The sequence below is a fragment of the Roseomonas sp. BN140053 genome, from assembly GCF_047690175.1.
Taxonomy (GTDB): domain Bacteria; phylum Pseudomonadota; class Alphaproteobacteria; order Acetobacterales; family Acetobacteraceae; genus Roseomonas.
In genome coordinates this window covers 232,117-257,311 of sequence record NZ_JBLLEB010000005.1, presented here as the reverse complement: position 1 = coordinate 257,311, position 25,195 = coordinate 232,117, and the positions used below count along the sequence as shown (strand labels likewise).

Genomic DNA, 25,195 nt, shown 5'->3' with positions numbered 1-25,195 from the left:
CTGCAACGCCCAATGCGGTGAACTGCTGGAGCCAGCGTCCATCGCGGTCTCGATCGGAACTCACGCCGCTCGCTCCCGCAGCCGGACGCCGCCGCCGCCGTTTTCTGGAATGAACTCGACGCCAGCGGCTTCGAGGGCGGTGCGGATCGCGGCCACATTCGCCTCCCGTGTTTGGCGTCGCCCACTCTCAAACTGGCGGACCGTTAAGCCGCTGATCCCGGACCTCACCCCCGCCCGCTGAATTGTCCAGCCCAGAAGCTTCCGTGCCTCCCGGCACTGCTCTGGGGTCACTTTCTTTGGTCCAACAAGTTTCGCGCGGCCCGGCGGAGCAGCCACCCTCGTGGTCCGGGTGCATCAAAGATAGCGGCTCGCAGTCGCCGGAGTTCAGCCTCAGCCTGAGTTCGCGCCAGGGCTGCTTCCAATGCTTGGCCTCGGGCTACCTGCTGCCCCTCCTCAAGCACCTTCATGCGCTTAGCCGTGACCTCGGCAATTCCCTGCTGCTCAATTGTTCGCAGCTGGGCACGAACTTCGCCCAACTCGCGACTGAGCCGGACCATCTCTGCTTCAAGCTCTGCGACACGCGGGGTGGAGCCTTTGGCCAGCCGGCTTGGCCGACGGCGGCTCATCTGCCACGGCTCTCGACCTGCGTGCTCAGCCTGCCCCACGTCGCCGTGATGAGATTAATCCCATCCATTGCTTCGACTTCCACCACGTCTCGGGCCTGCACCACGTCCCGGACCACCACCATGGCCACCAGGCCCATTCCAGCCTGGGCCACCGCCACCATACCCTCCGCATCGATCAAGGCCGATTGGTCCGCAACCGCATCCAGATAGAGCGCCCGCCGTGAGTAGCAGTGCGAGAACCCCAAAGAGCCGCCACCTAGTCCGCCTAAGCATTTTGCCCTCACCCATCACCGTTCAACCGGCACCAATGTGCCAAGGGCAATGCGGCTGCATGAAGGACACGCGACTACTGCAATGCCATGTCACTTGGCGAGTGTGACAGCGATCCTCGGGCTCGGTCGCAAGTCCCTTAATCTTGCCGCTCCTTCAGCCGCACACCGGCACCACCGCCATTCTCGGGGATGAACTCGACGCCAAGGACGGCGATCGAAGCCTAGTGCCCTAAGGCGGGGGGTCTTGGGCTGCGCTGCGGCCGGCGCCGACGTCCGAAAGGCCTGACCTCACCGCGCCCTATTCCTAGCCCGCCTCACACACGCTGTACTCGCACCAGCGACGCTAGCTGCCACGGGGACGCGGGCGGTGTACCCGAACCCTCCCAGACCGGCGATGTGAAGACGCTGCTTGCCAAGCTACGGGCCTGCGCCACGCTCTCAGCGGCAACAATGCAACCACCACGGTAGTGGCTGGCTGTCCAGGCTGGATGAGCCAGTGCCGACAACCGCGGCGTGAGATGGAACTTTAGCATGCCCCAATATGCTGCACCGCAGCACGTGGCTGAACTAGAGATAGCAAGATCACCTACTCGTTAGGATAGCTTAGATGAGCTCTGTGAGGTTTCCGCGCTCCTCCACAGAGGCTTCCGGGTGCCGCAACTCCCAGAGCCGCTCATAAGCAGCAACCAAGGGCTCTACGCTGCGCCGACGCTCCCCAATGTCGGCTCTTGGTGCACGCTCGTGGGCGACTTCGGCCAGCACGAGCAGGCGCCACGCCACGTCTAGGTCACCCTGATCGCTGGCGTGGTGGAAGGCCAGCAAGAGTGCGTCAGACAGGCGGCGGGAGCGACGGGGCTTCGAAGCGGCTGGCGCAACAACCCTGTCTAGAAGAGCGCCAGGGGAGTTCTCTTGCACGGCCGCTGAGTGGAGTTCTGCAAAGGTGCGTGGTGGCTCGTCGTCCATGATCGACCGATCTCCTCGGAACGATCCTGAACCACGACTATTACGCGAACAAGCCATGAGAAGGACATACTTCTGGAGGCGGGCAGGGGATCGTGGCTGCTGAGTGACCCTCCTCGACGGGGGGACCTACGAGCTACTAGCCAGCGCGCCTCACTGACTGTGCGCCTCCCGCTCGATCCGCAGGTGCTCGCGCATCAGGTCCAATGTGGTCTCCAGGGTGGCCAGCACGGTCGGCGCTACTATGGCCGCGTCTGGGTGGCCGTCTCTCTCCAGCTCCGCCACGATTTGGGCTTGGCGACGCACGCGGGCCTCGGCCTCAACAACGTGGCGGCCTGCCATGGCGAGCGGGCTCTCAGGGGTGTCGGTCATGCCTGGCGCTCCCGTAGCCGGACGCCCGGGCCGCCCCCGTTCTCTGGGATGAACTCGATGCCAGCGGCTTGCGGAGGTCATCTCGAAAGGAGACTACCGGCGGAGCTGTTCCATGAAGCGTTGGTGCTGTGCGTCATTCATCTGCTGCTGGCGTGCTGCACCAGCCTGTTGCTGTTGGAACTGCTGCTGTTGCTGCTGCATACGCGCCTGATGATCGGCCTGCATCTGCTGGGATGAGTACCCGCTTCCCACGGCAGGGCCACCAACCATCGGAGGCGCGCCCCCACCTGCCCCAGCCATCTGGAACTGCTGATAGACGCCCATGACCTGCTGAGCGCCAGCCTGGAGGACTTGGCAGGCCTGCGGATTGCCTTGCTGGCAGGCTTCTTGCGCCTGGGTCAGTTCCGCACCGGCCTGCTGGAGCTGTCGCATGGTACCGCACCCCTGCGGGTTACCCGCCTGGCACTGCATTCCGGCCGCATTGATCATCTGCATCAATGGCCCGGCAATCCGTGGATCGAGCTGCTGCGCCGCAGCCGACATTGCGAAGGGTACAAGGGCGAGAGCAACGAGAACGATCCGCACAGCAGCCTCCCATGAAAGGTGCATCGTGGCGGCGGGAGGACCGGGCGAAAAGAACTTTCGATGGCGGATCGTTAGAAAGGCATGGTGGAGTTCAGTCCGCCGCCTTCTTTAACCGTACCCCAGCGCCACCACCGTTTCCGGGGATGAACTCCATGCCGGCGGCTTCCAGCGCTGCGCGGATCGCGGCCACGTTCGTCTCACGCGTCCGGACCTGCCCTAACTCGAAATTGCGAACTGTGTAGCCGCTCGTGCCTGACCGTACGCCAAGCCGTTGGTGCGTCCAACCAAGGAACTTCCGAGCCTCGCGGCACTGCTCGGGCGTCACTTCAAGTAGCTTCCGCCAGTGTCGCAGCCACTTCGGGCGCCCAGGTTAGATCCATCTCGCTACCAGATGCGCAGCCCAGGCCAGCGCTCCCTCAATGAGATCGTCAGGCAGCATGTTGATACCCTCGAAGGTATCAATCTGCACTGCGCGTTTGATGACATAGAGCCCGGCCAGGGTCGGGAGGATCGTCGCCGCGTCAAACACGATTACTGCTGCAGCGCTCAACGCGGTGAACTGTTGGAGCCAGCGCCGGTCCTGACCCTGACTGGCAGACATCATGTCGCACGCTCTCGCAGCCTGACACCGGCGCCGCCACCGTTCTCCGGGATGAACTCCACGCCGGCGGCTTCGAGGGCGGCGCGGATAGCGGACAGTGTAGCGCGCCGGGGGGCTACCTCCCCGTTCTCGAACCTGTCCAGGGTGCGGATGGGGACACCACTGACTGAAGCCAGTCTCTCTCGCGACCAGCCCAGCAGCCCGCGAGCCCCACGGACCTGAGCTGACAGAGTGGCGGATTTCCCGTCAGAAGGCATTGCGTTCACAGACGAACAGTGGCAGGTTTCCCGCCGCTACGGAAGTAGCGGCCGAGCGTGGTGCTGGACACACCGCCGCCCGGCCTGACCACAACCCGCTGATGGAGGTCAGCAAGCCATGGCTACCCACGCCCATACCACACCCACGCCCAGAAGACCGCTCCCGCTCCCCACATCCGGGGTCCGGGACAGAAGAGGCGCACCCACGCCCCGCGCGGCCTACACCGACCGCGCCCTGGCCTACCTGGCCACCGACGCCCGGCTGCCCCTGCCCCGGCTGACGCTGCCCAGCAGTGCGGCTGCCCTGGCCACCCTGGCCCTCCTGTTCGGAGGGCTGCTCTGATGGCCCACGCTCTCCCTCCTCCCGGCCTCGCCGTGACCGTCTCCATCACCGGCCTGCCCGGCATTCAAGGGCAGGCCACCACGGCCCCTCCTCTGGCACAGGGGGGTACCACGACGGTTCCCCCTTCCGCCGACTGGCAGGCCGCCCAGGCCGAGGCGCACGCGCTGCAGGCTGCCGTCCGCCGTGGCCGTGCCGAACTGGAGCAGCGGATCGGTCCGCGCGGCCTGACGCTGGGCCACATCACTCTGCCCGGCGGCGCAACGGTGCCGATCCACGCCACCAGCCCTGACGACGCCAAGCGGCTATGGCGCCGGCTGCACCTCGACTACTCGAACCAGGGCCAGCGTGCGGCTGTCGTGGACGCGGTGCGCGAGGCCTGCGGGCGCTGGGACGCCGAGGCCGAGCGCTGCGGCCTCAAGGGGCTGGAGCGGCGGGCCGAGGGCGCCAGGGAGCGGGCCAGGAACGCCGCCCGTCAGCATGTGGCCCAGCTGAGCGGCGAGCCCGAGCTGACGCTGAGCTAGCAACCCCCATCCCAGCCGCCGGAGCCCGCCGCCGAGATGTGGCGGGCTCTGCGCGCTCACGAGAACGGATAGTGAACAATGACGGACGTTGGCGGTAGAATGCGACTCGGCGCGGCTAGGTCCCCCAGCCGAAAGCCAGGACCCCTTCCCTGGCCCGCCGCGCCATTCCTCAGCCTAGGCAAACCCATCGGAGGTGTTGTTGGAGGACGAGAAGCCGGACCCGCGACTCGACACCGATCCGGTCGAGACGTGGAGACGATCCCCGCTCAGTCGAGAGGCGATCGGTCGAGTGGTGGCGGCAACCAACCTTCCGTTGCTGGCCGAAGGAATGGAAGCGGAGGCCGTGTACCTGTCGCTTGCGAAGCTGCTGGATCTCGCAATGCACTTCGCGATCGGCCTACGGCGCCCCTCGCAGAGCGTGAGGCGGGCAGCTGCGAAGGCCTACTTGGCATTTACGAGGAGCGCCATTCCAACTTGGCACAGTGTGGGTGGTGCACCGGTGCCGCCAGTCGAATGGGCGTTTGCCATGGCGAAGTGGGCGGAGCAGGAAATCACTGCCCCGCCGGAAAAGGGCGCAGCGCGGGACGCCTTCGACCATTTCGCCTATCCACGCTTCCTCGCCTTCTATCGCTGCGTCTTTGGTCGTTCTCCTTCGGCCACTGCGGGCGGGCCAACCGAGCGCTTCCTGACAGCACTTTACGACGAGATGGATCGTGGATCGGTCGGTCGAACCTACGACCCGCCGGAAGCCGGGCTGCGCGTGGCAGAGAGTTGGACGAAGCCGAAGCCGCAGAACCTACGCATGAAGATCCGCGAATTCACTACACTCTCCGAGAGCCCCGAAGTGAACTGCCTTGTTGGCATGTTCCTGGTGAAGTTTCAGGAGCGCACGAGGAACGCCCCAGCAGGTGGGCCAACCACGCATTAACGAATGAACGGCGTAGGGGTGGAGGAAAATGCCCCGAAGTCGCGCCTTTTCCTCCATGGAGGACTCACGGGCGAACTTCGCCATTTAATTCAATCTATTCCTGCCGTTCAGAGCCACTCATCTTCCGCGCACGCACCGGCAACACCGCCAGTGTTCGCGAGGTTAAGATGTCGAACCTGACCCTCATCAACCAAGGACCGCTCGCCGGGACTGCACAGCCGGAAACGCGGCTCGCGCACTCGATCAGCCGCACGGCACAGCTGCTCGATTGCGGACGGACCACGGTCTACCAGCTGCTCGCTGAGGGAAGACTGGAAGCGGTGAAGTTGGGGCGCAGCACGCTGGTGCTCGACAGCTCCATCCGCGCCCTGCTGGACAGCCTGCCGCGCTACGCCGCCTAAAAAAGCAAACCCGCCGCGGGAGGTCCCGGGCGGGCTGCGAGGAAAGACGAACTACAGAACTACGCGGGTCACTGACACCCCGCATGTAGCGTCTCTCTCGCTGCTTCGCCAGCCCCTTTCACGGCTCCCCTCCTGATGTGGAGCCCGACGATGCTTCGAGACTCACATGGCCGGCACAGCGCATCCGAGCGCTACCCCGCCCCGATCCGGCTGCATCTGCTGCCTGACGCACCTGACGCATCGGGCGAGCCTCGCGCCGCACTGCTGGTGCCGCCGTCGCACACCCTGACCCGCCGCCCCGCGCTGCGCGTGTTCGCCACCGTGGCCGCCGCCATCGCTGCCAAGCGGCTGCTGGAGGCCGGGCAGTGATCGTCGCCTCCGACCTCGCCGCACGACTCAGGCTGGAGAAGCACCCGCGTTCCTGGCGCGGTGACTGCCCGTCCTGCGGCTACGCTCGCGCTTTCAGCCTGCGCGCCGGCAAGGAGCAGCGCCCGCTGCTGTACTGCTCTAACGGCTGCGACCGCGACGCCCTCAACGACACGGTGTCACGCATCGCTGGCGGTGATTGGCAGGCACCGCAGCGCGACCTCAGCGCCGAAACCTCGGCACGTGAGCGCAAACAGGCCGCAGCCCTTCGCCTGTGGTCCAGTAGCGCACTGGCGAGCGGCACTCTGGCTGACCGCTACCTGACCGGCCGCGGCCTGCCCGACCTCGCCGCCTCACCCCGGCTGCGCTTCCACGCCGACACGCCGCACCCGGAGGCCGGTCGCCTGCCCGCCATGGTGGCCTGCGTCACGGATGCGGTGGGCGAGACGGTGGCGGTGCACCGGACCTTCCTCGATAGCAGCACTGGCACGAAAGCCAGCGTGGAGCCTGCCAAAGCCAGCCTCGGCCCGGTGTGGGGTGGTGCGATCCGGCTGCAGCCCGTCGCGGCCGAGCTGGTAATCGGCGAGGGTATCGAGACTGCCGCCTCGGCGGGGCGGCTGATGCAGCTGCCGGCCTGGGCCGCCATCTCGGCCGGCAATTTGGCGCGTGGCCTGGTGCTGCCGCCGGAGGTGCGAAGCGTCGTTGTCGCGGCCGATCCGGATCCCGCGGGCCAGGATGCCGCCCGCGCCGCCTGGAACCGCTGGACGGCCGAGGGTCGCAAGGTCCGTATCGCCACCCCACAGCGGGCCGGGGCTGACTTCAACGACATCCTGCGGAGCGCTGCCCATGGCTGATGGCGACGCTGGCTTCACCATCGCGGACGCGCCCTCTGCCACCGACGCACACGGCACCACTTGGCCGCCACTGTTCGAGATGCGGCGTGAGGGGCTGTTCTTCGTCGCGCCCGCCAAGCGCAACCCCAAGACCAATGAGGAGGAACAGGGCTCGCCCATGTGGCTGGCCGCCCCGTTCCGCGTGCTGGGCGAGGCGCGCGACCCCGCCGGGCATGGCCGCGCCCTGCTGCTGGAGTGGCAGGACAACGATCACCGCACGCAGCGCTACGCCCTGCCCCGTCGCCTGCTGCACGCCGAGGGCGGCGCACTCGCCGGCGAGCTGGAGGATCGCGGCCTGCGCATCCGCACCGGCCCGCTGTACCGCAACAAACTGGCCGACGCGCTGTCCGACCTGCGCACCACCGGCCGGGTCAGCAGCGTCGCCCGCGCAGGCTGGCACGAGATCGCCGGCCGCGCGCTCTACGTCATGGCCGATGGCAGCACCTACGGCGCGGGTGGCGAGGCGGTACTGCTCACCGGTGCCGGCGAAGCTGCCGCGGCCCGTGTCGCCGCCTGCGGCACGCTGGAGGGCTGGCAGCAGCAGGTAGCCGCCCCCGCGGTCGGCAATCACCGCCTTGCCCTGTTCCTCTCCGCCGCCTTCGCGCCGCCGCTGCTGGAACTGCTCGGCGCCGAGGGTGGCGGGCTGCACATGCTGGGCAACAGCTCGGGCGGCAAGACCACCTGCCTGGAAGCCGCCGCCAGCGTGTGGGGCAACCCGCGCATGGGGCAGCAGGTGCGGAGCTGGCGCGCCACTGCCAACGCCCTGGAGGGCACTGCGGTCGAGTGTTCCGACGCGCTGATGGCCCTGGACGAGATCGGCCTGTGTGGCGGCCACGACGTGGCGGCAGCGCTGTACATGCTGGCCGGCGGGGCCGGGCGAGGACGCGCGGCGCGGGACGGCAGCCTGCGCGCCGGCAAGACCTGGCGCACGCTGTTCCTCAGCACAGGCGAGCTATCGCCGGCCGACAAGGTGGCCGAGACCGGGCAGCGCAGCCGGGCTGGGCAGGACGTGCGCTGTGCCACCATCCCGGCCGATGCCGGTCGAGGCCTGGGCGTGTGGCAGCAGCTGCACGAGGCTCCCAGCGGTGAAGCGCTGAGCAACGCGGTGAAGGCAGCGGCCCTCGCCCACCATGGCCACGCGGCACGAGCCTTCCTCGACGCACTGACCAAGATGCGCGCCGAGCAGCCGGCGGAACTGCTGCGCGAGCTGCGCGCCACGGTGGAGGACTTCACCCGTGGGCCGCACGTCCCGGCCGGCGCCGATGGTCAGGTGCGGCGTGTGGCCCAACGCTTCGGGCTGATCGCCGCAGCGGGCGAGATGGCCGCTGAGTTGGGTATCCTGCCCTGGCCCGAAGGCGAAGCGGAGCGGGCTGCGGTCGCGTGCTTCGGGGCATGGCTGGCGGGACGCACGGGCGGGCACGGCAGCGGCGAGGATGCTGCGGCCCTCTCGGCGGTGCGAGCCTTCATCGGGGCGCATGGCGCGTCGCGGTTCTCGACGCTGTTCCCCAGCGTGCGAGAGGGTGCCACGGGCGAGCACGACGAGAACGAGCGGCCGATCGTCAACCGGGCTGGCTGGCGCCGCCGCGCTGGCGAAGACCGATGGGAGTACCTGATCCTCCCCGAAGCATGGCGGGACGAGGTTTGCCGCGGCCTCGACGGGCAGCAGGTGGCACGCGCGCTAGATGCGGCCGGACTGCTGGAACGCGGCGAGGGGAAGAACCTTGCTGCCCGCGTCTCCATCCCCGGCGAGGGCCGTCCCCGACTGTTCGTGGTGCGGGCCGGACTGCTGGCCGGGAAGGAAGACTGATGCCCCTTCCGACCTGCTGTCCGACCTGTCCGACCTACTGCGCAGTAGGTCGGACAGGCGTAAGTCTTTGTTCTGAAACAGCTGTCCGACCTGTCCGACCTGTCCGACCTATTTTCAGCATGGGGCCACTCGCATGAGCGGTTTGCGCCAGCTTGCCGGTGCCTATCGCCGGACTGATGCGCCGCCCAGGCCGGCTGCTCCGCCTGCCCTCGACCATGACGCTGCCGAAGCCGCCGCCATGGCCGAGCACTACGCCGCCCCGGCCAAAGTCGCGCCGCCCGCTTCCCGGCCCCGTGACGCCCTCGACGAATGGCTGGGCCTCAACCCGCCCGCGTCCTCCGACCCGCTGCGCGACGGGCTGCTGCGTGGCTACCGCACCACCCGGCTCCGGCCGGCAGCCCTTAACCCTGGAGACCCTGCATGACCACCGCACCCGATGCCCTGTCCGACGCTGAGGTGGAGCGGCTTGCCCGCGTAATCCTCGACGAGTGGGAAGCCGCACGCGCTACCCCCAATCTCCGGCTCATTAGTCTCAGTCCCGGCACGCTGGCCAAGCGGCAGCTCGCTCACGAGTTCGGTCGCCGGCATGGCTGGACGTGGCAGCACCACGACTTCTCGGCGGAGGAGCTGACCGGGCGCCGGCAGCGCTACTTCTACCGACGCACCATGCCGCCGCGGCACGATCACGGCTGTGGCTACCTACAGCGCCGTGCCCGTGCCGCCACCGTCATCCAGCCCTACAACGTGACCGACGAGCACAGGGCCGAGATGCAGCGCTGGGCCGACGAGCACGGTCTGGTGCTGATGTTCCCCGACTTCCCGAGCTGGTGGCTGCCGACCCACACCACGCTCTGCGTCTTTGCCCGGCCGGACCGGCTGCTGGCGGGGATCACCGGGCCGGACGTGCCCCAGCAGGCCGCCGCGGTCGGGGGCTGACCCCTGCCACCCCGGGTCCTTCCCCGTTCCGTCAGGCAATACGGGTGGGCAGGGCGCGTCAGTTTCCTAGCCATAGGCCTACCCAAGGGGGTTCCGCTTCCGGTTCCTCGACACCATATAACTCATTGCAAACGTTGAGCTTTTCATCGGTAGCCAGATCCTACCGGAGCCCAGGGAGTTCCTGTTGATGGCCACGGACGCCGAAGTTGCCGCGCACCTCGACCTGAGCGACCGCACAGTGCGCGAGCTGCGCAAGCGGGGGGTGTTCCCGGCGCTGCGGCGTGGCGCCGCCGACTTGGACGCCTGCCGCCTGGCCTACATCCGGCACCTAAGGGAACAGGCGGCCGGGCGCAGTGCTGACGCCTCCGACGTGACCGCTGCCCGGGTCCGCCTGCTGACCGCCACCGCCCGCCAGCGCGAGGCCATCGTGGGGCGGCTAGAGGCCCGACTGATCACCTCCGACGATATGGAGAAGGTGGTGGGTGGCATGCTCAGTGCCGCCCGCACGCGCCTCCTCGCTATCCCCTCGGCCGCGGCACCGCTGGTCGCGGCACCGCTGGTCGCCACCGTGACGGACGCACGGAAGGTGCAGGACGTCCTGACCAACCACATCCACGACGCCTTGAGCGAGCTGGCGGAAGCGGAGGTGGTGGCGGCCGTGAAGCGGCAGGCCGTCGCCTCGGCCGACCGCGAGGCCGAAAAGCTTGGCGCGGGCGGGGCCTTCGATGATGGCGCCGCGCTGGCCGGGCCCGCTACCGCTAGTGGGCAGGCCCAGGCCCCGCAGCCCTCCGCATAGAGACGCGGCCTAGCTCACGCCGGCCACGACACCCTGGGGCATCGGGCCTCGGGCAGCCTCACGAAAGGATCTAGCCACCATGACCACCGACACGACCCCTGTCCCGTCTGTCGCCACCGCTGCCGGCCTGGCCGAGCTGCTGGGCGTCACGCCCGCCACCGTGGCCCGCCTGACCGAGCGCGGCGTGCTCCCCACGACTGCCGGCCAGCACGACGCCCCGGCGGCGGTGCGCGCCTACGTGGGGCATCTGCGGAGCTGCGCAGCCGGCGTCTGAGCTGCGTTGCCTGCACCCGGTCCTCAGCACGGGGGACCGCGCTTGGTGGGGGCGCCGCACCGTTTCGGGAACACCGTTTCGGGAACGCGTCACCACCTTTCGACAACCGCTTTCCGAATGGGTTTCCGAAAGGGTTCTGCTGCGCGACTTCTTCGCTAGCACCTGCGATGTTGGCTAGAGGCGCACGTTACCCGCCAATTTCGGAAATACCCTGCGCGGCCTGACGCTAGCGAAATAGCGCACCTCGCCCACCCGTATTGATGCAGAGCTCGGGAAGGACCCAGGGCCGGGGAGCGAAGAACCTGTAACGCCGCCCGGCATCACTGCCGGGCGAACGTCACCATGCCGATGCCTTGGTTAGTATCGCCGACGAGGCATCGGGTAGTGCCGCCGCCTGTAACGGGGCGGCGGAGGCGGCGGGGGGCGGTGGCGCCGACGCGGCGGCCCTTCCCTGTACGGCTGAGCTTCAGCGGTCCCCGCAGTGAGCGCCACCGGGGCAGCGCCCAGCGTTACCAGCAATCCGAACAACAGGCGTCTTCGATCCAAGGTAGCCTCCAATCCCCAGCCGCGCCACTACCTTGAAACGCAGAATCGGGGTGCGCCGAGCGTGGACGGTTGCTGAGGGCTTAGGAAGCCTTAGAGGCGGAGGGAGGGCGCCGCATTGCACCGCCTGTTCCGTTCATCGATGACCGCCACTGGCCGTCATAAACCGGCACACGTGCGGGGGTTGGCGCGGAGGTTGAACCTAGATCACAGCCAGAGAACTGGCGGTTTTCTGCCAAAATTGAGCGAAAAGTGGCGGAGGGGATGGGATTCGAACCCACGATAGGACTTGACATCCTATAACGGTTTAGCAAACCGCCGCCTTCGGCCACTCGGCCACCCCTCCGCAGGAGTGGAAGTTCACACGGCGTTGCAGGCCCCGCTTCTACCGAGGCTGCGCGCCCGCGTCAAACCTCAGGACAGCGGAACCTCGAAGCCCTTGCGCGTGCCGGGCCGCGCCATCATCCGCTCGTACCAGGCGGCGACGTTGGGCAGGTCGTCGAAGGGCACCAGGTGCTTCTCGTGCCGCCAGGCCCAGCCCAGGATGGCGAAGTCCGCCACGCTCGGCTCGCCCTCGGTCGCCACGAAGTCCCGCCCGGCCAGCCGCCGGTCCAGCACGCCGTAGAGCCGGCGCGTTTCCTTGCCGTAGCGCTCCACCCCGTAGTCGCGCGCCGGTCCCTCGGGCTGCCCAAGGAAGTGGTGCACCTGCCCCGGCATCGGCCCAAAGCCGCCCATCTGCCACATCAGCCATTCCAGCACCGGCACCCGCGCCCGCAGGTCGCGCGGCAGGAACCGGCCCGTCTTCTCCCCGAGGTAGAGCAGGATCGCGCCGGATTCGAAGACGCTGATCCGCTCGCCCCCCGGCCCGTCCGGATCGACGATGGCGGGGATGCGGTTGTTGGGGCTGAAGGCCAGGAAGGCCGGGTCGAACTGCTGGTTCTTCGTGATGTCCACGACGTGGACGGAATAGGGCAGCCCCATCTCCTCCAGCGCCACGCTGATCTTGCGGCCGTTGGGCGTGTTCCAGGTGTGCAGCTCGATCATGACGCTAGATCTCCACGGGGGATGAAGGTTTCGGGGAGCCCGGCCAAGGTCCCACCGGTGCGAGGTTGCGGCAGCCGGCCGGCGCAAGGAAGATGCGGCCCACCCTGGAGTTCGCCGCTTGCCCGTTCCCAGCAGCCCGCCGCCGCCGGCCGCGGCCCTGTCCGACGCCGCCGCGCTGATGCGCTACGACGCCAACAAGAAGTCGGCCCTGGTGGCCTACCTCTTGTGGTTCTTCGCGGGCTTCCTGGGTGGCCACCGCTTCTATCTCGGGCGGATCTTCACGGCGGTGCTGCAGCTGCTGATCACGCTGCTCTCCGCCCTGTTCACCGTGCTGGTGATCGGCGTCTTCGGCCTGATGCTGGTGGGGCTGTGGGTGCTGATCGACGCCGTCCTCATCCCCGGCATGGTGCGCGAACACAACAACCGCCTGATCCGCGCCCTGGGTCACTGAGCCGCCAGCCCTCATCCCAGCTTGCGCTTGATCACCTCGTTCACCAGGGCCGGGTTTCCCTTGCCCTGCATCGCCCGCATGGTCTGCCCCACGAAGAAGCCGAACAGCTTGTCCTTGCCGGAGCGGTATTCCGCCACCTTGTCGGCGTTCTTGGCCAGCACCTCGTCCACCACCGCTTCGATGGCGCCGCTGTCCGTGACCTGCTTCAGCCCGCGTTCCTCGACGATGCTGCCGGGCGAGCGGCCCGTTTCCACCATCGCCTCGAACACCTCCTTGGCCAGCTTGCCCGACAGTGTGTTGTCCGCCATCAGGTCCAGCAGCGCGCCCAGATCGGCCGCCGAGACCGGCGAGGTCGTGATGTCCCGCTTGGTGCGGTTCAGTGCCGCGAACAGGTCGCCCATCACCCAGTTCGCGGCCTGCTTGGCGTCGCGGCCGCGCGCCACCTCCTCGTAGAAGGCGGCGGTTTCCTTTTCCAGCGTCAGCACGTGCGCGTCGTAGGCCGTCAGCCCGAACTCGCCGACGTAGCGCGCGCGGCGCTCGTCCGGCAGCTCCGGCAACGCGGCCTTGAGCTCGGCGATCCAGTCCTCGCTCAGCACCAGCGGCGGCAGGTCCGGGTCGGGGAAGTAGCGGTAGTCGTGCGCATCTTCCTTGCTCCGCATCGACCGCGTCTCGCCGCGCGACGTGTCGAACAGCCGGGTTTCCTGCACCACCTCGCCGCCGGATTCCCACACCTCGACCTGCCGGCGCGCCTCGGCCTCCACCGCCTGCATCACGAAGCGGATGGAATTGACGTTCTTCACCTCGCAGCGCGTGCGGAACCCTTCGCCCGGCTTGCGCACGGACACGTTCACGTCCGCCCGCAGCGAGCCTTCCTCCATGTTGCCGTCGCAGGTCCCGAGGTAGCGCAGGATCTGCCGCAGCTTGGTGACGTAGGCGCCCGCTTCCTCCGGCGATCGCATGTCGGGCTCGCTGACGATCTCCATCAGCGCCACGCCGGCGCGGTTGAGGTCGATGAAGCTCCGCGACGGGTCCTGGTCGTGCAGCGACTTGCCCGCATCCTGTTCCAGGTGCAGCCGCGTGATGCCGATCCGCTTGGTGGCACCGCCTTCCAGCTCCACCGTCAGCTCGCCCTGCCCGACGATCGGGTGCGCGAACTGGCTGATCTGGTAGCCCGTGGGCAGGTCCGCGTAGAAGTAGTTCTTGCGGTCGAAGCGCGACCAGGGATTGACCTGCGCCTTCAGCCCCAGCCCGGTGCGCACCGCCTGCGCCACGCACTCGCCATTGATCACCGGCAGCATGCCGGGCATCCCGGCATCCACGAAGCTCACCTGGCTGTTGGGCGGCGCTCCGAATGCGGTGGCCGCGCCGGAAAACAGCTTGGCCCGCGAGGTGACCTGCGCGTGCACCTCCAGCCCGACCACGATCTCCCAGGGGCCGGTCTCACCGGCGATGGTGTAGCTCATGCGCCCGCACCGTCAGGATGCAACATCATGGCGGTTCCATAGCCGATAACCCCCGCTCCCGGCAAAGCCCGCGGGCGACCGGGACCAGCCCTGCGGATACCGGCCCGCGATCCCGTCCCCTCATCCGGCCGGCCGGCGGAAGCCCGGGCCACCGCAGCGCGCCGTTCAGCGCAGCCGCCGCACCAGCAGCACCACCGCGGCCACGAGGCACGTCGCCCCGAACAGGCCCGCGAAGACCTGCGCCACCAGCCGGTTCCGCAGCCGGTCCAGCGCGGCGTCGGTGGTCAGCAGCTCCGGTTGCTGCGGGTCCAGCAGCACCCGCACCGGCCTTTCGTCGAAGCTCCCGAAGTAGTCGTAGGCCACGCGCCGCTGCCAACTGGCGCCGGGCCTGGCGGAGGCTTCCAGCGTGGCTTCGCAGCGCGTCAGGAACAGGCGGAAGGTGCGGCAGCTTCCTTCCAGCACCCGGGCATTGGGCGCGGGCTGCGCCCGGTCCTGCACCGCCATATCCGTGCGCAGCAGCGGCCATTGTTCCCGCACCGTGTCATAGGTGCCGTAGGCGATCAGCAGGCAGAGCAGCACGAAGAACACCGTCCGCCCCCAGCCCATGCGGTGGCGGTCGGACCCGGCGGGGCGGGAGGAGGCGGCCTGCGACATGCGGGAACGGTACTACGACGCAACGATCCCGCAAGCCGCCCCGCCTGCCCCGCCTCAGCGCGCGGCGCGCGCCGTCACCCGCCAGATCGTCCCGGCGGTATCGTCCACCACGTAGAGCGCCCCGTCCGGCGCCTGGGCCACGTCCACCGGACGGCCCCAGACCTCGGCGGTTTCCTCGCCATCCACCCAGAAGCCGGTCATGAAGTTGTCGTACCAGCCCACGGGACGCCCACCCTCGAATTTCACCCGCACCACCTTGTAGCCGGTGGGGGCCGCGCGGTTCCACGATCCGCGCAGCGCCACGATGGCGTCGCCCGAGAAGCCCGCCGGCACCCGCGGCCCGTGCCAGAAGATGAAGTCCATCGCCGCCGAATGCGGCTCGAACAGCAGCTCCGGCGTGCGGGACGCTGCCACCCGCTCCGGCGCCATCTGGGCGAAGCCGGGCTGCGGGTTCTGCCCGACATAGGCGTAGGGCCAGCCGAAGAAGGCCCCCTGTTCCATCCGCGCCAGGAAGTCCGGCACCAGCCGGTCGCCCACCCCGTCGCGCTCCTGCACCGCGGCCCAGAGGTCACCCGTTTGGGGGTGGAAGGCCAGCCCCACCGGGTTGCGGACGCCCGAGGCGAAGGTGCGCTGTTCCCGCCCGTCCGGCGAGAAGACCTGGATCGTCGCCTTGGGCTCCGGCTCCACCCCGATATTCCCCGAGGAGCCGACGCCGACATACAACCGTCCGTCCGGCCCGATCTCGATGTCGCGGTTGATGTGTCCCACCGGCATGCCGAAGGCACCGCGGGCCGAGATCAGCGTCTGCTCGTCCATCACCCGCGGCCGGCGCTGCTCGGGCGGGGTATCGGCGGCCCGGCGCACGCCCGGCGAGGAAGGCGGCCGCACCGCCTGGCCGGGCTGGTAGGCCATGCGCCAGATGCCCTGCTGGTCGGTGATCAGCAGCTCGCCATCGCGCAGGGCAATGCTGTTGGGGCGATCGAAGCCGCCGGCCCAGCGCTGGATCCATTCCGCCTTGCCGTCGCCGTCGGCGTCGCGCAGCAGCATCAGCGCGCCCGCCGCCTGCGCCACCACCAGCAGGTCGCCATTGGGCAGCACCAGCAGCTGCCGCGGGCCCTGCAGGTTCTCCGCCACCAGCGTCACCTCGAAGCCGTCCGGCACCTGCGGCACCCGGCCGTCGCGCGGCACGATCAGCGGCGGGTTGCGCAGCGAGGTGTCCTGGTACGGCGCGGGCAGCGCGTCGGCGCGCACGGTGAAGCGCTGGCCGATCGTCTGGTCGGTGACGCGCGGCGTGGCAGCCGGCTGCGCCGCCGCGGGCTGGGCGGCCGTGGATGGGGCGGCCGTGGACTGGGCGGGCGCGGCTTGGGCCGGCGCGGTCTGGATGGGTGCGGGCTGGATGGGTGCGGGCTGGGCCACCTGCCCCGGCCGCGTCTGGGCCTGCACCACGAGGGGCACCGCCCCGCCCATCGCGCCGAACATGGTGGCGGCGAGCAGCATTCGTCGAAGCGTCATGGGCGAGCCTCCCTGGTTCTGGTCGGCGGCGATTTCGGCACCGCTCGCCTGCAAGGAAGGATGGTCCCGCTCAGCCCGACCGACAACAGCGACGGGATGCCGGTCGGATCAGCGGCTTGCCGACTTGGCCCAGGTGAAGACCTTGCGCTGCTCGTCCCGAAGGAAGCGGCGATGCTCGGCCGGTGTGGCGCCGATCGGCAGGCCCAGCCGATCGGCCAGCTTGAGAAAGCCGTCCAGGGCCGGGCCGCTCAACTCGCCGGTCGGCACTTCCTCCATCTTCACCACGATCGCGGAAAGCAACGGCAGGCCCTGCCGATGTGCTCGGATGCAGATGCCGGCAAGGTGGTCGGGCATGCCGACGAAAATCCTACCGTTCCACTCCAGCCCGCTCGCCTCCGCCACGTCGCGGTAGCTCAGGAACCGTTCCCGCTTTGCGGCGTCCAGGAGCGCCGCACGGGTCCGCTCCGGGTCCAGCGTCGCGGCACTGCCGGCACGCCGGTCCAGTTCCTCCTGCGCAGCGATGCAGAAGGGTGCCTCCATCATGCCCCGCGCCTTGCAGTTGGCGAGGATCTGCCGCAGCTCCTCCGGCTTCTTGCCGGCCCAGTCCACGGCCACCGCCGCTACGCCCCCGCCCGCACCGCCGGCAGCGCGTCGAACCCGGCACTGCGCTCGATCGCGCTGCCCACCGCGAACACGGTTTCCTCGTCGAAGGGCCGCCCGATCACCTGCAGCGCCAGTGGCAGCCCGCGCGCGTCCAGCCCGGCCGGCACCGCCAGCCCCGGCAGCCCCGCGAGGTTGGCCGGCACCGTGAACACGTCGTTCAGGTACATTGCCACCGGGTCGTCCTGCTTCTCGTCCGCGCCGAAGGCCGCCGAGGGCGTGGCCGGCGTCAGGATCGCGTCCACCTGCTGCCATGCCAGGTCGAAGTCGCGCTTGATCAGCGCCCGCACCTTTTGTGCCTTCAGGTAATAGGCATCGTAGTATCCGGCGCTCAGCACGTAGGTGCCGATCATGATGCGCCGCTTCACCTCGTCGCTGAAGCCTGCCGCGCGCGTGCGCTCGTACAGGTCCTTCAGGTCGCCGCCCGCCTCGACCCGCGCGCCGTAGCGCACGCCGTCATAGCGCGCGAGGTTGGAGGACGCCTCCGCCGGCGCCACCACGTAATAGGTCGGCAGCGCGTGCTTCGTGTGCGGCAAGGAGATGTCGACGATCTCCGCGCCCTCGGCCCGCAGCCAGTCCAGCCCCTGCTGCCACAGCGCCTCGATCTCGGCCGGCATGCCGTCCAGCCGGTATTCCCGGGGCACACCGATGCGCAGGCCGCGCACGCCGCGCGCGCAGGCGGCGGCGAAGTCCGGCACCGCGACGTCGGCGGAGGTGCTATCCTTCGGGTCGAAGCCGCTCATGCTCCGCAACAGGATGGCGCAGTCCTCGACCGTGCGCGCCACCGGCCCCGCCTGGTCCAGCGAGGACGCGAAGGCCACCACTCCCCAGCGCGAGCAGCGCCCGTAGGTCGGCTTGATCCCCGCGATGCCGCAAAAGGCCGCCGGCTGCCGGATCGAGCCGCCGGTGTCCGTGGCCGTGGCCCCCAGCGCCAGCCGCGCCGCCACCGCCGCGGCTGAACCGCCGGAGGACCCGCCCGGCACCAGCCGCGTGTCGGGGTCGTTGCGCCGTGACCACGGGTTCTCGACACCCCCGAAGGCGGAGGTGCTGTTGGACGACCCCATCGCGAACTCGTCCAGGTTCGCCTTGCCCAGGAACACCGCCCCGTCGCGCAGCAGATTCGCCGTCACCGTGCTCTCATAGGGTGGGATGAACTCGCCCAGGATGCGGCTGGCGGCGGTGGTGCGGACGCCCTGCGTGCAGAACAGGTCCTTGATCGCCAGCGGCACGCCTTCCAGCGGCCCCACAGTCCCGGCCGCGCGGCGCGCGTCGGACGCCCGAGCGGCCTCCATCGCGCGATCGGCGGTCACGGTGATGAAGGCGTTCAGGCGCGGGTTCAGCGCCTCGATCGCCTCCAGGTGGGCGCGGGTGAGCTCCTCGCTGGTCAGCAGCCCCTCGTTCAGCGCGTCCAGGGCGCCGCGCAGGGTGAAGTCGGTCGGGCGCATCACTCGACAACCTTCGGTACGGTGAAGAAATCGCCCTGGCGGTCCGGCGCGTTCGCCAGCACCGCCTCCGTCTGCCCGCCATCCGTCACCACGTCCTCGCGCAGCCGCAGCGTGGCGTCGCCGGCGCCCGCCAGGGGCTCCACGCCGGAAGTGTCCACCGCCTGCAGCTGCTCCACCCAGGCGAGGATGCCGTTCAGCTCCCCTTGCAGGCGGGAAACCTCCCCCTCCTCCAGGTGGATGCGGGCGAGCGACGCGACGCGCCGCACGGTGGCGGTATCGAGCGACATTTCGGGCAAAGACCCCAGTTCTTCGGTATCGGGCCAGGAAGCCGCGGGGTGAGCCGAAGTCAAGGGGCGCGATGTGCCACTTTCGCCCGGAAATGACACATGCCGTGGCTTCGGCAGCGGGTTCGGCTTGACGCGGCAGCCCCATCGTTCTAAGAATAAATTCTTATAAACACCCGGTTTTGCCCGACTTACCCAGCCCTGCGACCGCCTGTGCCGACCGCCGAACGGCCTCCACCGAACCGACCGGGGTAAGGAAGTAAGATGGTAAGGAAGTAAGGCGAACTCCCCCGCCCGCCATCGCCGCTTGACCCCCGGCCCTGGCCGGGCGCTAAGCCCTCCTCGTGCCCATCACCCCCCTGCCCGCGCTGCGCGCCGCCCTGCCCCGCCATGCCCGGCTCATCGGCCTGGACCCCGGCCGCCGCACGGTGGGCGTGGCGCTGTCCGACGTGTCGCTGATGCTGGCCAGCCCGTACCGGGCGCTGGCCCGCGGCAAGCTGCTCGCCAACGCCGCCGAGATCGCGGCCATCGCGGCCAAGGAGGGCGCGGCCGGGCTCGTGGTCGGGTTGCCGCTGGGGCTGGACGGGTCCTTCGGCCCGGCCGCGCAGGCGGCCAAGGACTGGACCTCCGCCCTGTCTGAGGCCACCGGCCTGCCCGCCGCCCTGTGGGACGAGCGGCTGAGCAGCAGTGCCGTGAACCGCATGCTGATCACCGAGGCCGACCTGTCCCGCGCCAAGCGGGCCAAGGCAGTGGACGCCGCAGCGGCCGCCTACATGCTGCAATCGGCGCTGGACGCCACGCGCCCGCCTCCGCCGGGCTGAGGTCGGCCGAGCCGCGTTTGCGCGGCCCGGGACCGGCGCTGCGGGCCTGTCCGGCCCGGCGGCGTCCGTGGGGCAGCGCCCGTCCGGCGACATCTCCCCGGCGCGAACCGGCCCTTAGCGGACCAGGCTGATCCCGGACTCCCGCGCGATGGCCGGCCAGAGCGCGTTGTCCGCCATCGCCATACGCCGCAGTGCTTCGCCGCCGCCACCCTCGGCGGACAGGCCCAGCGGCGCCAGCCGGTCGCGCACATCCGCGGTGCGCGCGGCTTCCGCCACCACCGTCTCCAAACGCGCCAGCACCGCCGGCGGCGTGCCGGCCGGCGCGAAGAGGCCGATCCAGCCCAGCTGTTCCAGCCCGGGAAAGCCCGCCTCGGCCGTGGTGGGGACGTCGGGGGCCAGCGGGTAGCGGGTGGGGGTGGACACGGTCAGGGCCCGCACCCGCTTGCCCTCCAGCCCGGCCAGGGCCGGACCGGGCTCGGTAACGGCCAGGGTGGTTTCGCCGTTGGCGGTGGCGTTGATGGCTTCCACGCTGCTCCGGTACACCACGTCCTGCATCTGGATGCCGGCGCGCTGGCAGAGCTGGGCCACCAGCATGCGGAAGCTCAGCCCGCCGAAGCCGAAGGTCCCGGTATTGGCCGGCCTCGCCTTGGCCCAGCTCACCAGGTCGCCCAGCGTGCGGATCGGGCTGTCGGCCGCCACCATCATAAAGGTGGGAAAGGTCGCCAGCACGGCCACGGGGGCCAGGTCCTTGGCCACGTCGTAGGCCGGCTGCTCGCTGCCGGGATTGGCCAGGATTGGGCCGCTGGGGTTCACCACCAGCGTGTAGCCGTCCGGCCGGGCGCGAATCGCGGCCTCGGTCCCGACCTGCCCGGCGGCACCAGGGCGGTTCTCAATCACGAAGGGCTGGCCCAGCTTTTCCGCCAGCTTCTGCCCGAACAGCCGGCCGAGGATGTCGTTGGCGCCGCCGCCGCCAAAGGGCACGATGATCCGCACTGGCCGGTCCGGATAGGTGCCCTGCGCCCGGGCCGCGGGAAGCCCGCCCGCTCCAACCAGGGGCGCACCGCCCAATCCCGCCAGCACGCCGCGCCGCGTCAACCGCATCGAACAGCTCCCCCCAGGCCTGCCGCGCGGCTCGCCGGGACGTCGGGGCCGCGCGTGGCGTCGAGGCGCAGCATGGCGCAGTCATGCGCCTTGCTCCAGCGGCCCCGTGGCGCCAGGCGGAGAAGCTGTTCGGACGTCCCGTCCCCTGACTGCCGGGCGAGCCGGGCCGGATTCGCCGCCGGCACGCGGTTCCGGACCGGGCACCGCACCGGGCCTCGCCGGGCAAGGGGTCCCGCACGGCTTGGAGCCGCCCGGCCCGGGGGCTAGTGTCCGCCCGCAACCCGGCAGCGAGTGGTGATGGTCGCGTTCCCGCATCGGCATCTCCTGGCCATCGAAGGCCTGGAGCCGCCCTATATCGCCGACCTGCTGGACCTCGCGGAAAGCTACGCGCTGCTGAATCGCAGCGGCAAAACGCAGCGCGACGTCCTGCGCGGCCGCACCCTGATCAGCCTGTTCTTCGAGGACAGCACCCGCACCCGCACCTCCTTCGAGATCGCCGGCAAGCGGCTGGGGGCGGACGTGATCAACATGGGCGTCTCCACCTCCTCCGTGAACAAGGGGGAAACGCTGCTGGACACGGCGTCCACGCTGAACGCCATGAAGACGGACCTGCTGGTGGTGCGCCACGCCCAGTCCGGCGCGCCGGCGCTGCTGAGCCAGAAGGTAGACGCCGCGGTGATCAACGCCGGCGACGGCACGCACGAGCACCCGACCCAGGCGCTGCTGGACGCGCTGACCATCCGCCGGCGCAAGGGCCGGCTGGAGAACCTGGTGGTGGCGATCTGCGGCGACGTGCTGCATTCCCGCGTCGCGCGCTCCAACATCCACCTCCTCAGCGCCATGAACGCCCGCGTGCGGATCGTCGGCCCGCCGACGCTGATCCCGGCCGAGGCCGAGCGCCTGGGCGTGGAGGTGCACCACGACATGCGCTCCGGCCTGCGCGACGCCGACGTGGTGATGATGCTGCGGCTGCAGAAGGAACGCATGGCCGGCGGGCTCGTGCCCTCGGCGCGCGAGTTCTTCCGCTTCTTCGGCCTCGACGCCGCCAAGCTGGCCTGGGCCAAGCCGGACAGCATCGTGATGCATCCCGGCCCGATGAACCGCGGCGTCGAGATCGACAGCGCCGTGGCCGACGACCCCGTGCGCTCGGTGATCGGCGAGCAGGTGGAGATGGGGGTGGCGGTGCGCATGGCGGTGCTGGACGTGCTGTCGCGCCAGCCCGGACGGAACAGCCGCTGATGCCCGACATGCTGCTCAGCAACGCCCGCCTGCTGGACCCCGCCACAGGGCTGGACGCGCCGGGCTCCCTTCTCCTGCGCGACGGCGCGATCGCTGCCCTGTCCACCTCCGGCCCTGCCGGCGTGCCCGAAGGCGCGGCCGTGGTGGATTGCGGCGGCGCCTGCCTCGCCCCGGGGCTGGTGGACCTGCGCGCGTCCCTGGGCGAGCCGGGAGCGGAGCACCGCGAAACCATCGCTTCCGCCGCGCTGGCCGCGGCGGCGGGCGGCATCACCACCCTCTGCGCCCTGCCGGACAGCGAACCGGCGCTCGACGACCCCGCCCTGCTGCAATTCATTTTGCGCCGCGGCGAGGCCACGGGCAGCCTGACCATCCTGCCCTACGGCGCCGCCACCCGCGGCTGCGAGGGCAAGGAGATGACGGAGTTCGGCCTGCTGCGCGAAGCCGGCGCCGTGGCCTTCACCGACGGCGCCCGGACGGTCGCCGACGCCCGCACCCTGCGCCTGGCACTGAGCTATGCCCGCGGCTTCGGCGCCTTCGTGGTGCAGCACCCCGCCGAGCCCAGCCTGTCGCGCGGCGCGGTGGCCACCGAGGGCGAGCTGGCGACGCGGCTGGGCCTGCCCGGCGTGCCGGCGGCGGCGGAAGCGATGCAGGTGGCGCGCGACATCGCCCTGGCGCGGCTTTCCCGCGGGCACGTCCATTTCGCCCATCTCAGCACCGCCGCGGCGCTGGACCTCGTGCGCGCGGCCAAGGCGGAGGGGCTGCGCATCACCTGCGACACGGCGCCGCCCTATTTCGACCTGAACGAGACGGCGGTGGGCGACTACCGCACCTACGCCAAGCTGAACCCGCCGCTGCGCCCCGAATCCGACCGCCTCGCCGTAGTGGCGGCGCTGGCGGACGGCACGATCGACGCCGTGGCCTCCGACCACCAGCCGCACGACGCCGACGACAAGCGCCTGCCCTTCGCCCAGGCCCAGGCCGGCGGCACCGGGCTGGCGACGCTGCTGGGCGTGACGCTGGCCCGCGTCCATGCCGGCGACCTGCCGCTCCTGCGGGCGCTGGAACTGCTCACCAGCGCCCCCGCCGACCTGCTGGGCCTGCCGGTCGGGCGGCTCGCGGTGGGTGCCCCCGCGGACCTCGTGCTGTTCGACCTGGAGCGCGGCTGGAAGGTCGAGGCCGGCAAGCTGCCGGGCAAGGCGCAGAACTCCCCCTTCGACGGGCGGGCGCTGGAGGGCAAGGTGCTCGGCACCTGGAAGCACGGCCGGCGGGTGTTCGGGTGATGCCCTTCTGGCTGGCCGTGTTCCTGGCCTTCATCCTGGGCGGGCTGCTGGGCTCGATCCCCTTCGGCCTGCTTCTCACCCGCGCGGCGGGGCTGGGCGACATCCGCGCCATCGGTTCGGGCAACATCGGCGCCACCAACGTCCTGCGCACCGGCAACAAGGCGCTGGCGGCGGCGACGCTGCTGCTGGACGGGCTGAAGGGCGCCGCGGCGGTGTGGATCGCGGCGGCCTGGTTGGGCCCGCAGGGCGGCGCGGTGGCCGGGCTGGCGGCGATCGGCGCGGTGCTCGGCCACTGCCATCCGCCCTGGCTGGGCGGCCGCGGCGGCAAGGGCGTGGCCACCGCCCTGGGGGCGTTCCTGGCGCTGGGCTGGCCGATCTTCCTTACCGCCGCCGCCGTGTGGCTCCTCGTGGCCAAGCTGACGCGGATCTCCTCGGCCGGCGGCATGGCCGGGATGCTGGCCGCCATCCTGCCGGCCGCCTGGATCGGCGGGGCGCCGCTGGCCACGCCCGTGGCGGCCATCGCGCTCTACGTGGTGTCCCGCCATCGCGCCAATATCGAGCGCCTGCTGGCCGGCACCGAGCCGCGCATCGGCCAGGGGAAGAACCCGGGGAAAGAACGCCGCCCGTGACCGAGGCCGAGCTGCTGGCCCGGCTGCGGCTGGCCCGCACGGACGGGATCGGTCCCCTCACCTTCCGCCGGCTGCTGGACCGCTACGGTTCGGGCGCCGCGGCGGTGGCGGCGCTGCCCGGCTGGTCCGCGCAGCGCAACACCCCCTTCCGCCTGCCCGAGGCCGGCGAGATCGCCCGGGAGCACGACGCGGTGCGCCGGATGGGCGGGCGCTTCCTGCTCTGGGGCGAGCCGGACTACCCGCCGCTGCTGGCCCTGCTGGAGGACGCCCCGGTGGTGCTGGCCGTGCTGGGCGACCCGGCGGTGCTCTCGGCCCGGCAGGTCGCGGTGGTGGGCGCCCGCAACGCCTCCGCCGGCGGGCGGCGCATCGCCGAGGAACTGGCGCAGGGGCTGGCGGCGGCGGGCCTCACCGTCACCTCCGGCCTGGCGCGCGGCATCGACGCCGCGGCGCATGCCGGTGCCCTGCGCGCGGGGCAAACGGTGGCGGCGCTGCCCGGCGGCCTGGACGTGGCCTATCCGCCGGAGAACGCCCGGCTGCAGGACGCCATCGCCGAGCGCGGCGCCCTGGTGGCCGAGGCGCCGCTGGGCACCGCCCCCCTGGCCCGGCACTTTCCCCGCCGCAACCGCGTGGTGGCCGGGCTGAGCCTGGGCGTGGCCGTGGTGGAGGCGGCGCTGCGCTCCGGCACGCTGATCACCGCCCGGCTGGCGATCGAGGCCGGGCGGGAAGTCTACGCCGTGCCCGGCTCGCCGCTGGACCCGCGCTGCCAGGGGTCCAACGACCTGCTGCGCCAGGGCGCGCACCTGTGCGAGCGGGCGGCGGACGTGCTGGAAACCCTGCCGGATTCGCCGCATCCCGTGCCGCTGTTCCGGCCCCGGCCCGAACCGGCCCGTGCCGCACCCGCCGTGCCGCATCCCTCCGCGGAACGTGACTGCGGGGGGGACGAGACCAGCCAACTTCTTGAGCTGATTGGTCATTCCCCCGTCCAGGTTGACGAAGTGCTGCGCCGCTGCCACCTGTCGCCCGCCACCGCCCAAGCCATGCTGCTGGACCTGGAACTCTCGGGCAGGGTGGAAATGCTGCCCGGCAACCGCATCGTCCGGTCCGCCGTTCCGGGCCGAGAGGGCACCTGAC

Annotated in this window: 32 protein-coding genes and 1 tRNA gene; 16 read left to right on the top strand and 17 right to left on the bottom strand. The window is 70.3% G+C overall.

What is annotated here, in order from left to right; all coding sequences use genetic code 11:
• Window positions 1–60: 60 nt before the first annotated feature.
• From ACLIBK_RS08000 to ACLIBK_RS07965, 8 genes are all read right to left on the bottom strand, one after another.
• The gene (locus ACLIBK_RS08000; protein WP_415386709.1) at window positions 61–291 is read right to left on the bottom strand and encodes a helix-turn-helix domain-containing protein; all 231 of its coding nucleotides are present in this window, start codon (window positions 289–291) and stop codon (window positions 61–63) included.
• A 331-nt stretch (window positions 292–622) separates the two neighbouring features.
• A complete protein-coding gene (locus ACLIBK_RS07995; RefSeq protein ID WP_415386708.1) occupies window positions 623–805 on the bottom strand; it encodes a hypothetical protein in 183 nt (60 codons plus the stop codon).
• Between the two features lie 696 nt (window positions 806–1,501).
• Window positions 1,502–1,861 (bottom strand): hypothetical protein, encoded by a 360-nt coding sequence (locus tag ACLIBK_RS07990; protein ID WP_415386707.1) that lies wholly within the window; start codon window positions 1,859–1,861, stop codon window positions 1,502–1,504.
• Window positions 1,862–2,011: 150 nt separating this feature from the next.
• The gene (locus tag ACLIBK_RS07985) at window positions 2,012–2,230 is read right to left on the bottom strand and encodes a hypothetical protein (RefSeq protein WP_415386706.1); all 219 of its coding nucleotides are present in this window, start codon (window positions 2,228–2,230) and stop codon (window positions 2,012–2,014) included.
• 93 nt (window positions 2,231–2,323) lie between these two features.
• Window positions 2,324–2,815 (bottom strand): hypothetical protein, encoded by a 492-nt coding sequence (locus ACLIBK_RS07980; RefSeq protein ID WP_415386705.1) that lies wholly within the window; start codon window positions 2,813–2,815, stop codon window positions 2,324–2,326.
• Between the two features lie 91 nt (window positions 2,816–2,906).
• Window positions 2,907–3,140: a transcriptional regulator gene (locus ACLIBK_RS07975; RefSeq protein ID WP_415386704.1), complete on the bottom strand. Its 234-nt coding sequence runs from the start codon at window positions 3,138–3,140 to the stop codon at window positions 2,907–2,909.
• Window positions 3,141–3,185: 45 nt separating this feature from the next.
• A complete protein-coding gene (locus ACLIBK_RS07970) occupies window positions 3,186–3,419 on the bottom strand; it encodes a hypothetical protein (protein WP_415386703.1) in 234 nt (77 codons plus the stop codon).
• The gene (locus tag ACLIBK_RS07965) at window positions 3,416–3,673 is read right to left on the bottom strand and encodes a helix-turn-helix domain-containing protein (protein WP_415386702.1); all 258 of its coding nucleotides are present in this window, start codon (window positions 3,671–3,673) and stop codon (window positions 3,416–3,418) included. The genes ACLIBK_RS07970 and ACLIBK_RS07965 overlap by 4 nt, the downstream gene beginning before the upstream one ends.
• 342 nt (window positions 3,674–4,015) lie before the next feature.
• Here ACLIBK_RS07965 and ACLIBK_RS07960 point away from each other — a divergent pair, with 342 nt between their 5' ends.
• The 10 genes from ACLIBK_RS07960 (at window position 4,016) to ACLIBK_RS07915 (ending at window position 10,938) form a co-directional block, all read left to right on the top strand.
• Complete coding sequence (locus ACLIBK_RS07960; RefSeq protein WP_415386701.1) at window positions 4,016–4,537, top strand: hypothetical protein; 522 nt, start codon at window positions 4,016–4,018, stop codon at window positions 4,535–4,537.
• 199 nt (window positions 4,538–4,736) lie between these two features.
• Window positions 4,737–5,465, top strand: coding sequence for a hypothetical protein (locus ACLIBK_RS07955; protein WP_415386700.1), 729 nt, complete (start codon window positions 4,737–4,739; stop codon window positions 5,463–5,465).
• A 167-nt stretch (window positions 5,466–5,632) separates the two neighbouring features.
• On the top strand, window positions 5,633–5,866 hold the full coding sequence (locus tag ACLIBK_RS07950) for a helix-turn-helix domain-containing protein (protein WP_415386699.1): 234 nt from the start codon (window positions 5,633–5,635) through the stop codon (window positions 5,864–5,866).
• Between the two features lie 150 nt (window positions 5,867–6,016).
• Entirely contained in the window at window positions 6,017–6,235 is a 219-nt protein-coding gene (locus ACLIBK_RS07945) for a hypothetical protein (RefSeq protein WP_415386698.1), read from the top strand.
• Window positions 6,232–7,086, top strand: a complete 855-nt coding sequence (locus ACLIBK_RS07940; protein WP_415386697.1) for a toprim domain-containing protein — start codon at window positions 6,232–6,234, stop codon at window positions 7,084–7,086. Before ACLIBK_RS07945 ends, ACLIBK_RS07940 begins: the two co-directional genes overlap by 4 nt.
• Window positions 7,079–8,932: a DUF927 domain-containing protein gene (locus ACLIBK_RS07935; RefSeq protein ID WP_415386696.1), complete on the top strand. Its 1,854-nt coding sequence runs from the start codon at window positions 7,079–7,081 to the stop codon at window positions 8,930–8,932. The genes ACLIBK_RS07940 and ACLIBK_RS07935 overlap by 8 nt, the downstream gene beginning before the upstream one ends.
• Window positions 8,933–9,065: 133 nt before the next feature.
• Window positions 9,066–9,356: a hypothetical protein gene (locus tag ACLIBK_RS07930; protein WP_415386695.1), complete on the top strand. Its 291-nt coding sequence runs from the start codon at window positions 9,066–9,068 to the stop codon at window positions 9,354–9,356.
• Window positions 9,353–9,868: a hypothetical protein gene (locus ACLIBK_RS07925; protein WP_415386694.1), complete on the top strand. Its 516-nt coding sequence runs from the start codon at window positions 9,353–9,355 to the stop codon at window positions 9,866–9,868. The genes ACLIBK_RS07930 and ACLIBK_RS07925 overlap by 4 nt, the downstream gene beginning before the upstream one ends.
• Before the next feature lie 184 nt (window positions 9,869–10,052).
• Complete coding sequence (locus ACLIBK_RS07920) at window positions 10,053–10,664, top strand: hypothetical protein (RefSeq protein ID WP_415386693.1); 612 nt, start codon at window positions 10,053–10,055, stop codon at window positions 10,662–10,664.
• Between the two features lie 79 nt (window positions 10,665–10,743).
• Window positions 10,744–10,938, top strand: coding sequence for a hypothetical protein (locus ACLIBK_RS07915; protein ID WP_415386692.1), 195 nt, complete (start codon window positions 10,744–10,746; stop codon window positions 10,936–10,938).
• A 796-nt stretch (window positions 10,939–11,734) separates the two neighbouring features.
• On the opposite strand, the gene ACLIBK_RS07910 is transcribed toward ACLIBK_RS07915, so the two are convergent.
• Together ACLIBK_RS07910 and ACLIBK_RS07905 are read right to left on the bottom strand one after the other, a co-directional pair.
• Window positions 11,735–11,827: transfer RNA gene (locus ACLIBK_RS07910), tRNA-Ser, on the bottom strand.
• A 68-nt stretch (window positions 11,828–11,895) separates the two neighbouring features.
• Window positions 11,896–12,525, bottom strand: coding sequence for a glutathione S-transferase family protein (locus ACLIBK_RS07905; protein ID WP_415386691.1), 630 nt, complete (start codon window positions 12,523–12,525; stop codon window positions 11,896–11,898).
• 118 nt (window positions 12,526–12,643) lie between these two features.
• Here ACLIBK_RS07905 and ACLIBK_RS07900 point away from each other — a divergent pair, with 118 nt between their 5' ends.
• Window positions 12,644–12,976 carry a TM2 domain-containing protein gene (locus ACLIBK_RS07900; protein ID WP_415386690.1) on the top strand — a complete coding sequence of 111 codons (333 nt, stop codon included), beginning with the start codon at window positions 12,644–12,646 and terminating at the stop codon, window positions 12,974–12,976.
• 11 nt (window positions 12,977–12,987) lie between these two features.
• Here the strand turns inward: ACLIBK_RS07900 and gatB are convergent, their stop codons facing one another.
• The 6 genes from gatB to gatC form a co-directional block, all read right to left on the bottom strand.
• Window positions 12,988–14,439 (bottom strand): Asp-tRNA(Asn)/Glu-tRNA(Gln) amidotransferase subunit GatB, encoded by a 1,452-nt coding sequence (gene gatB / locus ACLIBK_RS07895; protein ID WP_415386689.1) that lies wholly within the window; start codon window positions 14,437–14,439, stop codon window positions 12,988–12,990.
• 165 nt (window positions 14,440–14,604) lie between these two features.
• Window positions 14,605–15,093, bottom strand: coding sequence for a hypothetical protein (locus tag ACLIBK_RS07890; RefSeq protein WP_415386688.1), 489 nt, complete (start codon window positions 15,091–15,093; stop codon window positions 14,605–14,607).
• 54 nt (window positions 15,094–15,147) lie between these two features.
• Window positions 15,148–16,605 (bottom strand): PQQ-dependent sugar dehydrogenase, encoded by a 1,458-nt coding sequence (locus tag ACLIBK_RS07885; protein ID WP_415386687.1) that lies wholly within the window; start codon window positions 16,603–16,605, stop codon window positions 15,148–15,150.
• Between the two features lie 108 nt (window positions 16,606–16,713).
• Window positions 16,714–17,220, bottom strand: a complete 507-nt coding sequence (locus ACLIBK_RS07880; RefSeq protein ID WP_415386686.1) for a hypothetical protein — start codon at window positions 17,218–17,220, stop codon at window positions 16,714–16,716.
• Window positions 17,221–17,225: 5 nt separating this feature from the next.
• Complete coding sequence (gene gatA, locus ACLIBK_RS07875) at window positions 17,226–18,710, bottom strand: Asp-tRNA(Asn)/Glu-tRNA(Gln) amidotransferase subunit GatA (RefSeq protein ID WP_415386685.1); 1,485 nt, start codon at window positions 18,708–18,710, stop codon at window positions 17,226–17,228.
• Entirely contained in the window at window positions 18,710–18,997 is a 288-nt protein-coding gene (gene gatC, locus ACLIBK_RS07870; protein ID WP_415386684.1) for an Asp-tRNA(Asn)/Glu-tRNA(Gln) amidotransferase subunit GatC, read from the bottom strand. The genes gatA and gatC overlap by 1 nt, the downstream gene beginning before the upstream one ends.
• Before the next feature lie 341 nt (window positions 18,998–19,338).
• Between gatC and ruvX the strand changes: the two genes are divergently transcribed.
• Window positions 19,339–19,815 (top strand): Holliday junction resolvase RuvX, encoded by a 477-nt coding sequence (gene ruvX / locus ACLIBK_RS07865; protein WP_415386683.1) that lies wholly within the window; start codon window positions 19,339–19,341, stop codon window positions 19,813–19,815.
• Between the two features lie 114 nt (window positions 19,816–19,929).
• On the opposite strand, the gene ACLIBK_RS07860 is transcribed toward ruvX, so the two are convergent.
• On the bottom strand, window positions 19,930–20,916 hold the full coding sequence (locus tag ACLIBK_RS07860; protein WP_415386682.1) for a Bug family tripartite tricarboxylate transporter substrate binding protein: 987 nt from the start codon (window positions 20,914–20,916) through the stop codon (window positions 19,930–19,932).
• A gap of 297 nt (window positions 20,917–21,213) precedes the next feature.
• On the opposite strand from ACLIBK_RS07860, the gene ACLIBK_RS07855 reads away from it, so the two are divergent.
• Genes ACLIBK_RS07855 through dprA form a run of 4 tightly spaced genes read left to right on the top strand, consistent with a single transcriptional unit; the run spans window position 21,214 to window position 25,194 of the window.
• Window positions 21,214–22,155, top strand: coding sequence for an aspartate carbamoyltransferase catalytic subunit (locus ACLIBK_RS07855; protein WP_415386720.1), 942 nt, complete (start codon window positions 21,214–21,216; stop codon window positions 22,153–22,155).
• Window positions 22,155–23,435: a dihydroorotase gene (locus ACLIBK_RS07850; RefSeq protein ID WP_415386681.1), complete on the top strand. Its 1,281-nt coding sequence runs from the start codon at window positions 22,155–22,157 to the stop codon at window positions 23,433–23,435. The genes ACLIBK_RS07855 and ACLIBK_RS07850 overlap by 1 nt, the downstream gene beginning before the upstream one ends.
• Window positions 23,435–24,064 (top strand): glycerol-3-phosphate 1-O-acyltransferase PlsY, encoded by a 630-nt coding sequence (gene plsY / locus ACLIBK_RS07845; protein WP_415386680.1) that lies wholly within the window; start codon window positions 23,435–23,437, stop codon window positions 24,062–24,064. The genes ACLIBK_RS07850 and plsY overlap by 1 nt, the downstream gene beginning before the upstream one ends.
• Entirely contained in the window at window positions 24,061–25,194 is a 1,134-nt protein-coding gene (gene dprA / locus ACLIBK_RS07840; RefSeq protein WP_415386679.1) for a DNA-processing protein DprA, read from the top strand. The genes plsY and dprA overlap by 4 nt, the downstream gene beginning before the upstream one ends.
• Window position 25,195 lies beyond the last annotated feature (1 nt).